This is a genomic window from Streptococcus sp. NCTC 11567 (assembly GCF_902141215.1).
Classification (GTDB): Bacteria; Bacillota; Bacilli; order Lactobacillales; family Streptococcaceae; genus Streptococcus; species Streptococcus dysgalactiae.
This window is the reverse complement of sequence record NZ_LR595857.1, coordinates 1,786,419-1,798,634: the sequence shown is the minus strand read 5'-3', so window position 1 is coordinate 1,798,634 and position 12,216 is coordinate 1,786,419. Positions and strand designations below refer to the sequence as shown.

12 protein-coding genes are annotated in these 12,216 nt (G+C 42.5%); 11 read left to right on the top strand and 1 reads right to left on the bottom strand.

All coding sequences use genetic code 11. The features are described 5' to 3' along the window. Positions 1 to 7 precede the first annotated feature (7 nt). The gene (gene codY / locus FQT67_RS09050) at positions 8 to 790 is read left to right on the top strand and encodes a GTP-sensing pleiotropic transcriptional regulator CodY (RefSeq protein WP_003053880.1); all 783 of its coding nucleotides are present in this window, start codon (positions 8 to 10) and stop codon (positions 788 to 790) included. A gap of 137 nt (positions 791 to 927) precedes the next feature. Continuing rightward, positions 928 to 1,479, top strand: coding sequence for an isochorismatase family cysteine hydrolase (locus FQT67_RS09045; protein WP_172601569.1), 552 nt, complete (start codon positions 928 to 930; stop codon positions 1,477 to 1,479). A gap of 66 nt (positions 1,480 to 1,545) precedes the next feature. Here FQT67_RS09045 and FQT67_RS09040 read toward each other — a convergent pair whose 3' ends face one another. After that, on the bottom strand, positions 1,546 to 1,806 hold the full coding sequence (locus tag FQT67_RS09040; RefSeq protein ID WP_003053835.1) for a metal-sensitive transcriptional regulator: 261 nt from the start codon (positions 1,804 to 1,806) through the stop codon (positions 1,546 to 1,548). Between the two features lie 213 nt (positions 1,807 to 2,019). Here FQT67_RS09040 and FQT67_RS09035 point away from each other — a divergent pair, with 213 nt between their 5' ends. From FQT67_RS09035 to gatB, 9 genes are all read left to right on the top strand, one after another. Next, a complete protein-coding gene (locus FQT67_RS09035) occupies positions 2,020 to 2,358 on the top strand; it encodes a rhodanese-like domain-containing protein (RefSeq protein WP_046176894.1) in 339 nt (112 codons plus the stop codon). A gap of 17 nt (positions 2,359 to 2,375) precedes the next feature. Beyond that, a complete protein-coding gene (locus tag FQT67_RS09030; protein ID WP_003059881.1) occupies positions 2,376 to 4,028 on the top strand; it encodes an FAD-dependent oxidoreductase in 1,653 nt (550 codons plus the stop codon). After that, positions 4,021 to 4,320: a rhodanese-like domain-containing protein gene (locus FQT67_RS09025; protein ID WP_015058017.1), complete on the top strand. Its 300-nt coding sequence runs from the start codon at positions 4,021 to 4,023 to the stop codon at positions 4,318 to 4,320. Before FQT67_RS09030 ends, FQT67_RS09025 begins: the two co-directional genes overlap by 8 nt. Before the next feature lie 230 nt (positions 4,321 to 4,550). Continuing rightward, positions 4,551 to 5,144, top strand: coding sequence for a helix-turn-helix transcriptional regulator (locus tag FQT67_RS09020; protein WP_274047907.1), 594 nt, complete (start codon positions 4,551 to 4,553; stop codon positions 5,142 to 5,144). A 20-nt stretch (positions 5,145 to 5,164) separates the two neighbouring features. Then, positions 5,165 to 6,004 (top strand): pyruvate, water dikinase regulatory protein, encoded by an 840-nt coding sequence (locus FQT67_RS09015; protein ID WP_003053848.1) that lies wholly within the window; start codon positions 5,165 to 5,167, stop codon positions 6,002 to 6,004. Between the two features lie 13 nt (positions 6,005 to 6,017). After that, entirely contained in the window at positions 6,018 to 8,663 is a 2,646-nt protein-coding gene (gene ppdK / locus FQT67_RS09010; protein WP_046176865.1) for a pyruvate, phosphate dikinase, read from the top strand. 231 nt (positions 8,664 to 8,894) lie between these two features. Continuing rightward, entirely contained in the window at positions 8,895 to 9,197 is a 303-nt protein-coding gene (gatC, locus tag FQT67_RS09005; protein ID WP_002988561.1) for an Asp-tRNA(Asn)/Glu-tRNA(Gln) amidotransferase subunit GatC, read from the top strand. Beyond that, positions 9,197 to 10,663, top strand: coding sequence for an Asp-tRNA(Asn)/Glu-tRNA(Gln) amidotransferase subunit GatA (gatA, locus tag FQT67_RS09000; protein WP_046176864.1), 1,467 nt, complete (start codon positions 9,197 to 9,199; stop codon positions 10,661 to 10,663). Before gatC ends, gatA begins: the two co-directional genes overlap by 1 nt. Continuing rightward, positions 10,663 to 12,102 (top strand): Asp-tRNA(Asn)/Glu-tRNA(Gln) amidotransferase subunit GatB, encoded by a 1,440-nt coding sequence (gene gatB, locus FQT67_RS08995; RefSeq protein ID WP_046176863.1) that lies wholly within the window; start codon positions 10,663 to 10,665, stop codon positions 12,100 to 12,102. The genes gatA and gatB overlap by 1 nt, the downstream gene beginning before the upstream one ends. Positions 12,103 to 12,216 lie beyond the last annotated feature (114 nt).

Sequence of the window (12,216 nt, the reverse complement as noted above, 5' to 3'; positions counted from 1 at the left end):
GAAGAAAATGCCTAACTTATTAGAAAAAACTCGTAAAATTACGTCTATTCTACAGCGCTCTGTAGATAGCTTGGAGACAGAACTCCCATATAATACGATGGCGTCTCGCTTGGCAGATATTATTGACTGTAATGCCTGCATTATCAATGGCGGAGGAACCCTACTTGGTTATGCCATGAAATATAAAACCAACACAGACCGTGTTGAGGAATTTTTTGAAGCTAAGCAATTTCCAGATACTTATGTCAAAGCAGCTAGCCGTGTCTACGACACTGAGGCCAATCTTTCAGTGGAAAGTGAATTAACCATTTTTCCTGTGGAATCGAAAGACATCTATCCAGATGGTTTGACAACAATTGCACCGATTTATGGTGGAGGTATGCGTCTAGGATCTCTTATCATTTGGCGCAACGATAATGAGTTTAGTGATGAGGACCTCATCTTGGTTGAAATTTCAAGCACGGTTGTTGGGATTCAGTTGTTAAACCTTCAAACAGAAAACCTGGAAGAAACGATCCGCAAGCAAACTGCTGTCAACATGGCTATTAACACCCTATCTTATTCAGAAATGAAGGCTGTTGCAGCTATTCTTGGTGAATTGGATGGTAACGAAGGGCGTTTAACAGCTTCTGTCATTGCTGACCGTATTGGCATTACACGATCTGTGATCGTCAATGCCCTTCGTAAATTGGAAAGTGCTGGTATTATTGAAAGTCGCTCTCTCGGCATGAAGGGAACCTACCTCAAAGTTATTAATGAGGGTATTTTTGATAAATTGAAAGAATTTTAAACAAAAAACATCTCTTTTTAAGAGGTGTTTTTTGGTGTCTTTTTTTGGCTAGGTTAGTTGTCTTGACACCTGTAAAGAAATTTGTTACAATTGAGAGCAATAGAGGAGATAAGGGGGGTTCCCCTGTTTAGGAGATACTGATGAGAGCATTGATTTCAATTGACTACACAAACGATTTTGTCGCAGATGATGGGAAGCTGAGCGCAGGAAAAGCTGCCCAAGCTATTTCGTCAACCATAGCTGAGGTGACCGAAAAAGCATTTGAGCGAGGGGACTATATTTTCTTTGCTATTGATTGTCATGATGAGAACGATCCATGGCACCCAGAAAGCAAACTTTTCCCCCCTCATAATCTTAAGGGAAGTAAAGGGCGTGACCTTTATGGTCCTTTGGACAAAGTCTATCAACAGATAAAACAAGACCCTAAAGTATTCTGGTTAGATAAGCGTCACTATTCTGCTTTTTCGGGGACAGATTTGGATATTCGGCTGCGCGAACGTGGTGTTAATACAGTAGTCTTAACAGGAGTTCTAACCGATATCTGTGTCTTGCATACTGCCATTGACGCTTACAATTTAGGTTACAAGCTGGAGGTTGTTCGTTCAGCAGTTGCGAGTATATCAGATCAATCACACCAGTGGGCCTTGGCTCATTTTGAACAGGTTTTGGGCGCGACCATTATTGAGTAACAACAAAAAGAGGCATCAGACGATGTCTCCTTTTTAGTGGCTGCTAAACGACGTTTGGACGATAATCTATTTTTTGACAATGAGTTGAATGGCTTGATTGAGGCGTTCTTCTTGTAAAACAGGATCTGTTTCCGGCTCCTCAATAAGTTGGGCTATTTTCTCGCCTATGACCAATCCCATTGTGCTATTGATACTTGATCGAATAGCAGTTAGCTGTGTGATAATATCAAAACAGGCTTGTTCTTCTTCAATCATTTTTTGAACTCCACGTAATTGCCCCTCTGTCCGTTTAAGGCGATTAAGGATGTCTTTTTTCTCTCTTTTCATGGCTTACCTCATTTCTGATTTTTCATTATACTGGTCCTTGTTCCCTTTGTCAACTATGAGGAAGTGCTTTTGCTATTCACTCTGGTATTGTTTTTGAAGGAGATTGGAAGACTTCAGAATTCGCTATTTTCAAACTTTTTGATTGACTTTCAAAAGTCTACGTGTTATTCTTTACATACCCTGTGGGGTATGCAGAAAAGAAAGGTCTTTTACATGATTTCTAAACTATTAGCATGCATTTTTTTAAGAATACCAAGTATTTCAGTAGAAATGTTAGTTGAGCTGCTCAAACAGGACAAACTACAGCTCGTGGATGTTCGAACACGAAAAGAATATCAAGGTGGTCATATTCGACAAGCTACCAACACTCCTCTGTCTGGTTTAGCACAATTTCGAGGGGATAAACAGGAACCTCTCTATGTGATTTGTCAATCAGGTATGCGAAGTAAAAGGGTCTGCCGATTTCTTGCGAATCAGGGGTATCAAGTGGTTGATGTTAAAGGTGGCATGTCGCATTGGACTGATAACACTTTGTTAGTGAAAAAGAAATAAAGAGATAAGGAGAAACAATGAAGGTACTTATTATCGGTGGTGTTGCTGGTGGCATGTCAGCAGCTACTCGTTTAAGACGATTAAGGGAAGATGCAGAAATTATCGTGATTGATAAAGGGCCTTATGTCTCATTTGCAAACTGTGGCTTGCCTTTCTATGTATCTGGTGAAATCGCTGAGCGTCATCAATTATTGGTGCAAACGCCTGAACGTCTAAAAGCTCGATTTAATTTGGACGTCCGACCTGAGACAGAAGCTTTGCATATTGATCCAGTCAATAAGATGGTTACCCTTGAACATGATGGCAAGAGCTACCAAGAAAGTTATGATAAATTAATTCTCTCACCAGGGGCCAAACCCTTTATTCCCAATATTGATGGTCTGTCGGATGCTCAAAATATCTTTACCTTAAGAAATATCCCGGACTTAGATAAGATTATGGCAGTTGTTCAACAGCAACAAGTTGGGAAAGCCACTGTAGTAGGGGCTGGTTTTATTGGTCTTGAGATGGCAGAAGCCCTTGTTAAAAAAGGTTACGACGTCACTATTGTTGAAAAAGCTGATCATGTCTTACCTCCTCTGGATGAAGAAATGGCGAGCTTTATTCAAAAAGAGTTGCAGAAGCAAGGGGTGACAGTTATCACAGGACAATCTCTAACAGCCATGGAAGAAGCAGGTAGAAAGCTTGTTTTGGAAGACGGAACACGTTTAGAGACCTCACTGACTATTTTGTCCGTGGGAGTGCAACCAGAGTCACTTTTAGCCAAAGAAGCTGGATTGGCTTTGGGATTACGTGGTGGTATTTTAGTTGATGCTTCTTATCAAACCAGTCAACCTGATATTTATGCAGTAGGTGATGCCATTGTAGTGAAGCAAGAATTAACAGGTCAAGATGCCTTAATCGCTCTAGCTAGTCCAGCTAACCGTCAAGGACGTCAGGTAGCTGATGTCATCGCTGGCCTTTCTCGAAAGAACAAAGGCAGTTTAGGCACTGCTATTGTGCGTGTCTTTGATCTAACTGCAGCTACAACGGGTCTAGGAGAAAAGGCGGCTAGGGATGCTTTTCAAGATGTAGCTGTTGTGCATGTGACAGGAAATGATCATGCTTCCTATTATCCAGGAGCTAGTTCAATGACCCTTAAATTAATCTTTAGTCAAACGGATGGGCGTATTTATGGGGCTCAAGCGGTTGGGGCTAAAGGAGTGGACAAACGGATTGATATTCTAGCGACAGCTATTAAAGCCGGATTAAGCGTCGCTGATTTGCCGGAACTAGAGTTAACCTACGCTCCACCATTTGGTTCAGCAAAAGACCCTGTCAACATGCTAGGCTACGCTGCCTTGAATGTACTGGAAGGCCTTAGCCAATCTGTTCAATGGTACCAATTGGAAGAAGAGTTGGCGAAAGGCAAACGTTTATTAGATGTTAGAACGGCAACGGAATACGCTGGAGGACATTTCGGTAATGGTATTAATGTTCCTTTAGATCAACTGCGTGGTCGTCTAGAAGAACTGGATAAGAGTGTTTCCTACATTGTGAGCTGTCATAGTGGCCTAAGGTCCTATTTAGCAGAGAGAATCTTGAAACAAAATGGTTTTGATGTGGTCAATCTGGATGGAGCTTATGCCCTATACCAATCGATTTACCCAGAAAGGATTAGTCATGATTAGAACAGAATCTGTATCGGCTTTAAAAGCAGCACGTCAGAAACATAACGTGGCCTTGATCGACGTTAGGGAAGTTGATGAATATACTTCAGGTCATGTTCCCGGTGCTCTTAATATGCCTTTGTCTAGCTTTGTTCACCATTATCAAGAACTTGATAACGGCAAAGAATACCACGTGATTTGCCAGTCAGGAGCACGTTCAGCTCAAGCGGTTGCCTTTTTAGAAAGCAAAGGTTACTCTGCTGTGTCAGTAGAGGGTGGAACTCAAGCTTGGGATGAGGCTCTCACCTTTTAGAAAGTTAGGTAATATAAATCGTTAAAAAAGACCTAAAGAGGTCTTTTTTTGTGACTTGTTAGGGACTAGAAGAAAAAGGAATGGCCAGAAAGGGGATTGAAAAAGAAAAGTGATGACTTTTTACTTGAAAACGTTTTTAATATCGGATATAATGTACCATATATAATAAATAGTATATCACATATAAGAAAGGTTGTGATCTTATTCAACTAACTCAGCGGCAACAAGCTATTATAGCGATTGTCAAAAAAGAAGAGCCTATCACTGGGGAGCATATTGCAGACCTCCTTCAAGTTACTAGAGCAGCCTTACGATCGGATTTGGTTGTTCTGACCATGTTGGGCATTTTAGATGCTAAACCCAAAGTTGGCTATTTTTACCAGGGGGAAGGCATCTTAGCGACAGCTCAAACCTCTATTAGAGATGTCAAAGTATCTGATGTCATGGGTATTCCGCTCACAGCTCATCAAGACGATTCGGTTTATGACGTGATTGTTAGCCTCTTTATGGAAGATAGTGGAGGGGTATTTGTTTTGGATAAGGACAATTACCTTTGTGGCTTGGTTTCTCGAAAAGACTTGCTCAAGGCGGCGATAGGAGGTAGCGACCTAACCAAGCTACCGATTGGTATGGTTATGACTCGTGTTCCTAATGTGACCACTGTTTTGGAGGATGCCTCAGTTAGTCAGGCAGCGGATTTACTGGTTAAACGAGAAGTTGATAGCTTACCCGTGGTTCGGTTAGATCCTGATTTTCCTGATAAAATGACCGTGGTAGGGAAGTTATCTAAAACCATTATTAGTCGTCTTTTTCTAGAATTGTAGGGATATTGAAGGAGGTTCTCATGGAAGACCAACTATCGATTTTTATTGTTTCTGACTCTTTAGGAGAAACGGCTAGAGCCTTAGCTAAGGCCTGTATTTACCAATTTCCCAATCATGACCACTGGGAATTTCGCCGCTTTTCCTATATTAATAGAGTCGACTTGCTTGATAAGGTTTTTGAAGAAGCTAGACAAACAACAGCTTTTTTAATGTTTAGTTTGGTGGATGAAAAACTGGCAAGTTATGCTGAAAAACGATGCCAAGAAGAAGGTTTTGTCTACGTTGATTTGTTAACAAACGTTATTAAGGCTATGGCTAGTATCTCGGGTGCTAAGCCGTTGGGAGAACCAGGAATCCTGCGGCGTTTGGACAATCATTACTTCAAACGTGTGGATGCGATTGAATTTGCAGTCAAATATGATGATGGCAAGGATCCAAGAGGGATTTTGAAAGCAGATGTGATTTTGCTGGGGGTATCAAGGACGTCTAAAACTCCTCTTAGCATGTACCTTGCCGACAAACAATTAAAGGTGGTTAATATCCCTTTGGTGCCCGAAATTCCAATTCCTAAGGAATTGAGTCAGGTGTCTCCTAAGCGGATTATCGGATTGACCAACTCGCCTGAAAAACTCAATCATATTCGAAGCGAACGCTTAAAGGCACTTGGTGTCTCGGGCGCAGCTAATTATGCTAAAATGGACCGCATTTTGGAGGAATTGGATTATGCAGATGCGGTCATGAAATCTCTCAATTGTCCGGTGATCAATGTCGCTCATAAGGCGATTGAGGAGACTGCAAGTATTATTTTAGAATTATTGACGTCAAATGGTGTAACTGTTGTTAAAGATTACGACAGGTAATAGGAGGCTTATCATGGGAACGACATTTGTTTATCGGTTTGATCAAGGTCACAAAGACATGCGTGACTTACTGGGTGGTAAGGGAGCAAATTTGGCTGAAATGACAGCTATTGGCCTGCCTGTGCCGCAAGGGTTTACCATTACCACAGAAGCTTGCAATGATTATTATGAAAAAGACGGTCAGGTCAGCTCGCTGGTGTTATACCAAATTGACCAGGCCTTGCTGGAATTGGAGAAGGTTCAGGGGAAGGTATTAGGCAGTGACGACAATCCACTTCTTGTCTCTGTTCGGTCGGGTGCTGTTTTTTCCATGCCTGGCATGATGGATACCATTTTAAACCTCGGATTAAATGATAAAAGTGTGCTTGGGCTGGCTTCAAGTACTCAAAATGAACGTTTTGCTTATGACAGTTACCGCCGTTTTATTCAAATGTTTTCGGACGTGGCTATGGAAATCCCTAAGTACAAATTTGAAGCGGTGCTTGATCGGATTAAAGAAGCTAAGGGCTATCAGAGTGATACCGATTTGACAACTGATGATCTCATGGCTATTGTTGCTGAATACAAAACCATCTACCAAAGTGAAATGGGGAAAGCATTTCCTCAGGATCCTAAGGAACAACTGTTATTGGCGATTAAAGCTGTTTTTCGGTCTTGGAATAACCCAAGGGCTCGTATTTATCGTCAGCTCAATGATATTTCAGATCAATTGGGAACAGCGGTGAATATCCAGTCCATGGTTTTCGGTAATATGGGAGCAGATAGTGGTACGGGAGTTGCCTTTACCCGTAATCCTGCCACAGGAGAGGCTGTCCTTTTTGGAGAATATTTGATCAATGCCCAGGGAGAAGATGTGGTGGCAGGCATTCGGACACCTCAAAGCATTGCCACTCTGGAAAAAGAGATGCCAGCTATTTATAATCAATTTGTTGCTATCACTCAGCTTCTGGAAAAGCACTATCGTGATATGCAGGATGTGGAATTCACTATCGAGAAGGGTAAGCTTTATATGCTACAGACCCGTAATGGGAAACGTACTGCCAAGGCCGCTATCAAGATTGCCGTTGATTTGGTGAAAGAAGGGCTGATTAGCAAAGAAGAGGCTATTTTACGCATTGAGCCTAGTCAACTGGACCAGTTGCTCCATCCTACTTTTGACTCCAAAGCCTGTCAAGAAGCTCTTTGTCTAGCAAAAGGACTACCTGCCTCACCAGGAGCTGCTTCGGGCCGTGTTTATTTCCATGCAGAGGATGTGGTTGCTCATGCCAAACAAGGAGAACCTTGCCTTTTAGTACGGCAAGAAACATCTCCAGAAGATATTGAAGGGATGGTCAAGGCAACTGGTATTTTAACGGCTCGTGGGGGCATGACTTCTCACGCAGCAGTTGTTGCAAGAGGTATGGGGAAAACTTGTGTGGCCGGTTGTAGTCAATTACGGGTTAATGAAGCTGCAAAAACCATTGATGTGGATGGCAGACAGATTCACGAGGGAGACTATCTTTCTATTGATGGCAGCACAGGCAGAGTTTATCTGGGAGAACTAGCCATGACCTCCGTAACAGTTGATGACACCTACACCACCTTTATGAGCTGGGTTGATGAGGCGCGTGATATGTTGGTCAGAACCAATGCTGACAACCCTCGTGATGCCCAAAAAGCGATTGACTTTGGGGCAGAAGGCATTGGTTTGTGCCGCACCGAGCACATGTTCTTTGAGGAAGACAGGATTACAGCTGTTCGTGAAATGATTTTAGCAGATGGTTTAGATGACCGTCTCAAAGCTCTGGACAAACTATTGCCTTTCCAACGTCAGGATTTTTATGAGATTTTTAAAGTATTGAATGGCAGAGCCTGTACCATTCGTCTCTTAGACCCACCACTACATGAATTCTTGCCGCATGAGGAAAAAGCGATTAAGGATTTGGCAGAGCAGATGGGTTATCCCTTAGATTACCTTCACAAACGCATTGCTGACTTGGAAGAATTTAACCCTATGCTGGGGCACCGTGGTTGTCGTTTAGCCATTGCTTACCCCGAAATTTATCAAATGCAGGTTAAAGCCATTGCTCAAGGTGCAATCAAAGCTTTACAAGAAGGCTATGAAGTAACACCCGAAATCATGGTGCCGCTGATTAGCAGCGCTAAAGAGTTGGCTGCCTTACGCCCCCTCATTGAGCAAACCATGCAAGAAGAACTGGCAGCTGCAGATCAAGAGTTGGCTTACACCATTGGGACGATGATTGAAATTCCAAGAGCTTGTGTGACAGCCGATGACATCGCTCAGTATGCGGATTTCTTCAGTTTCGGCACAAACGACCTAACACAAATGGGCTTTGGTTTTTCCCGAGACGATGCTGGAAAATTCTTGGGGGAATACGTTGACAGGGGTATTTTTGACAAGGATCCGTTCCAGACCTTTGATCAGAAAGGGATTGGCCGTCTCTTTAGTACCGCCATTTCATTAGCCCGTTCGGTTAAGCCTGACTTGAAACTTGGTATTTGTGGGGAACATGGTGGCGATCCTGCTTCCATTGCCTTTTGCCACAGCCAAGGCCTGACCTACGTTTCTTGTTCGCCATTTAGAGTGCCGCTTACTCGCTTGGCGGCTGCTCAGGCTGCCATCAAAGCTTCAGGCCACAGTCTTACCCAAGACAAATAGAGTTTAGTTTGTCACACTTCCTGACTAAGTTTTTCTGACCTTAGTCAGGAAGTTTTTTGCTGTATGGCTTTCTAGAATTGCATTAGTCACCTATGGTAAATGGGAACAATTGTGATATAATAATTGAGACTATGTAAAAATGATGTGAGAAGTTTTTCCGCTACCTTTAGAGAATAGCAGAGCTGTTCTTTGGAACTGGAATACTTCTTGTCATCTTGGATGGGAGAAATCATGAAAATTTCTGAAGAAGAAGTTCGCCATGTCGCGAAGCTATCAAAATTATCATTTTCAGAAAGTGAGACAACAACCTTTGCAACGACCCTATCTAAAATCGTTGACATGGTTGAATTGCTGAACGAAGTTGATACCGAAGGTGTTGCCATTACAACAACTATGGCAGATAAGAAAAATGTGATGCGTCAAGATGTCGCTGAAGAAGGAACAGACCGTGCCTTGCTCTTTAAAAATGTTCCTGAAAAAGAAAATCACTTTATCAAGGTACCTGCTATTTTGGATGACGGAGGAGATGCCTAATGTCTTTTAATCATAAAACCATTGAAGAGTTGCATGACCTCCTTGTAGCTAAGGAGATTTCAGCAACAGAATTGACCCAAGCAACACTTGAAGACATCAAGTCTCGTGAGGAGGCTGTCGGATCGTTTATTACTGTTTCAGAAGAAGTTGCTCTTAAACAAGCTGCGGCAATTGATGCCAAAGGTATTTATGCTGACAACCTCATGTCAGGTATTCCGTTAGCTGTTAAGGATAATATTTCAACCAAGGGAATCCTAACCACAGCCGCTTCAAAAATGTTGTATAACTACGAGCCGATTTTTAATGCCACATCAGTAGCAAATGCCTACGCTAAAGACATGATTGTTATTGGAAAAACCAACATGGACGAATTTGCCATGGGTGGTTCAACAGAAACCTCTTATTTCAAGAAAACGAAAAATGCTTGGGACCACACAAAAGTACCTGGAGGCTCATCAGGTGGTTCGGCAACAGCAGTCGCTTCAGGACAAGTCCGTTTATCTCTTGGTTCAGACACTGGTGGTTCTATTCGGCAGCCAGCTGCATTTAATGGTGTTGTCGGTTTGAAACCAACCTATGGCACTGTTTCTCGCTATGGTCTCATTGCTTTTGGAAGTTCACTTGATCAGATTGGACCTTTTGCTCCGACAGTCAAAGAAAATGCCCAATTATTAAATGTGATTGCAAGTAGCGATGTCAAGGATGCCACTTCAGCACCTGTTCGCATTGCAGACTACACATCTAAGATTGGTCGTGACATTAAAGGCATGAAGATTGCCCTTCCTAAAGAGTATCTTGGCGAAGGGATTGATCCTGAGATTAAGGAAACGGTTCTTGCGGCAGCTAAACAATTTGAAGCCTTAGGAGCTACTGTTGAGGAAGTTAGTCTTCCACATAGCAAATATGGTGTGGCTGTCTATTACATTATTGCTTCGTCAGAAGCGTCCTCAAACTTACAACGTTTTGATGGCATTCGCTATGGTTTCCGTGCTGACGATGCTAAAAACTTGGATGAAATCTATGTTAACACTCGTAGCCAAGGCTTTGGTGATGAGGTTAAACGTCGTATCATGCTTGGGACCTTTAGTTTGTCATCAGGTTATTATGACGCTTATTTCAAAAAGGCCGGTCAAGTGCGCACTTTGATTATTCAAGATTTTGACAAGGTCTTTGCGGATTATGATCTTATTCTAGGCCCAACAACACCGACGGTTGCTTTTGGCTTAGACACACTCAACCACGATCCTGTTGCCATGTATTTGGCCGACTTATTGACCATTCCAGTTAACTTGGCTGGTCTGCCAGGAATTTCCATTCCAGCAGGATTCGTCGATGGCTTGCCAGTAGGGCTTCAATTAATTGGTCCGAAATACGCTGAAGAAACCATCTATCAAGCAGCAGCAGCCTTTGAAGCGGTGACAGATTATCACAAGCAACAACCGATTATTTTTGGAGGTGACAAGTAATGAATTTTGAAACCATTATTGGGCTTGAAGTCCATGTGGAATTAAATACCAATTCCAAAATTTTCTCACCTTCGTCAGCTCACTTTGGTGAGGACCCAAATGCCAACACGAATGTGATTGATTGGTCTTTCCCAGGGGTCTTACCAGTCATGAACAAAGGGGTGATTGATGCGGGCATAAAAGCAGCGCTTGCCCTTAATATGGACATCCATAAAGAGATGCACTTTGACCGCAAAAATTATTTCTACCCAGATAATCCTAAAGCTTATCAAATTTCACAGTTTGATGAGCCGATTGGTTACAACGGCTGGATTGATATCAAACTAGAAGACGGTTCAACCAAGAAAATTCGTATTGAACGCGCACACTTGGAAGAAGATGCTGGTAAAAACACTCATGGCACAGATGGTTATTCTTATGTGGACCTTAACCGCCAAGGAGTTCCTTTGATTGAGATTGTGTCAGAAGCCGACATGCGTTCTCCTGAAGAAGCCTATGCTTATTTGACAGCTCTGAAAGAAATCATCCAGTATACGGGCATTTCTGATGTCAAGATGGAAGAAGGCTCCATGCGTGTGGATGCCAATATTTCTCTTCGTCCTTACGGGCAAGAACAATTTGGAACAAAGACCGAATTGAAAAACTTGAACTCCTTCTCAAATGTCCGTAAAGGGCTTGAATTTGAGGTGGAACGTCAAGCCAAACTCTTGCGTTCAGGTGGTGTGATACGCCAAGAAACGCGCCGCTATGACGAAGCGAATAAGGGGACTATTTTGATGCGGGTCAAAGAAGGGGCAGCGGACTATCGTTATTTCCCAGAACCAGACCTGCCATTATATGAGATTGATGATGCTTGGATTGACGAGATGCGTGCTCAATTACCTCAATTCCCAGCTCGGCGTCGTGCTAAATATGAAGAGGAACTTGGCCTCTCAGCTTATGATGCTAGCCAGCTAACAGCTACCAAAGCCTTGTCAGATTTCTTTGAAACTGCAGTAAGTCTTGGTGGCGATGCCAAGCAAGTCTCTAACTGGTTGCAAGGAGAAGTTGCCCAATTCTTAAATGCAGAAGGCAAAACCATTGAAGAAATCGCTCTGACACCAGAAAATTTGGTGGAGATGATTGCTATCATTGCTGATGGTACAATCTCTTCTAAAATGGCTAAGAAGGTTTTTGTGCATTTGGCTAAAAACGGTGGCTCAGCACGTGCTTATGTGGAAAAAGCAGGGCTTGTTCAGATTTCTGATCCAGCTGTTCTGGTACCAATTATTCATCAAGTCTTTGCTGATAATGAAGCTGCAGTGGCTGATTTCAAATCAGGCAAACGTAATGCTGATAAGGCTTTCACAGGCTTCTTGATGAAGGCAACCAAAGGTCAAGCTAATCCACAAGTCGCTCAACAATTATTAGCTCAAGAATTGCAAAAACTGTTAGATTAAACTTTTTTGAACAAACTTTTAGTTTGTTAAAAGGCAGTCACCCTGGAAGGTGGGCTGCTTTTTGTCTATTTGTTTTAGGCGGATTAGGATTGAAGTAGCGGAGTTGGTGACCTG

What these genes read in the sequence shown, in the direction of transcription:
- FQT67_RS09015 (WP_003053848.1), top strand. Translation starts at nt 5,165, where the DNA reads ATGGAAGACCAACTATCGATTTTTATTGTTTCTGACTCTTTAGGAGAA.
- codY (WP_003053880.1), top strand. Translation starts at nt 8, where the DNA reads ATGCCTAACTTATTAGAAAAAACTCGTAAAATTACGTCTATTCTACAG.
- gatB (WP_046176863.1), top strand. Translation starts at nt 10,663, where the DNA reads ATGAATTTTGAAACCATTATTGGGCTTGAAGTCCATGTGGAATTAAAT.
- FQT67_RS09035 (WP_046176894.1), top strand. Translation starts at nt 2,020, where the DNA reads ATGATTTCTAAACTATTAGCATGCATTTTTTTAAGAATACCAAGTATT.
- gatC (WP_002988561.1), top strand. Translation starts at nt 8,895, where the DNA reads ATGAAAATTTCTGAAGAAGAAGTTCGCCATGTCGCGAAGCTATCAAAA.
- FQT67_RS09030 (WP_003059881.1), top strand. Translation starts at nt 2,376, where the DNA reads ATGAAGGTACTTATTATCGGTGGTGTTGCTGGTGGCATGTCAGCAGCT.
- gatA (WP_046176864.1), top strand. Translation starts at nt 9,197, where the DNA reads ATGTCTTTTAATCATAAAACCATTGAAGAGTTGCATGACCTCCTTGTA.
- ppdK (WP_046176865.1), top strand. Translation starts at nt 6,018, where the DNA reads ATGGGAACGACATTTGTTTATCGGTTTGATCAAGGTCACAAAGACATG.
- FQT67_RS09025 (WP_015058017.1), top strand. Translation starts at nt 4,021, where the DNA reads ATGATTAGAACAGAATCTGTATCGGCTTTAAAAGCAGCACGTCAGAAA.
- FQT67_RS09040 (WP_003053835.1), bottom strand. Translation starts at nt 1,806, where the DNA reads ATGAAAAGAGAGAAAAAAGACATCCTTAATCGCCTTAAACGGACAGAG.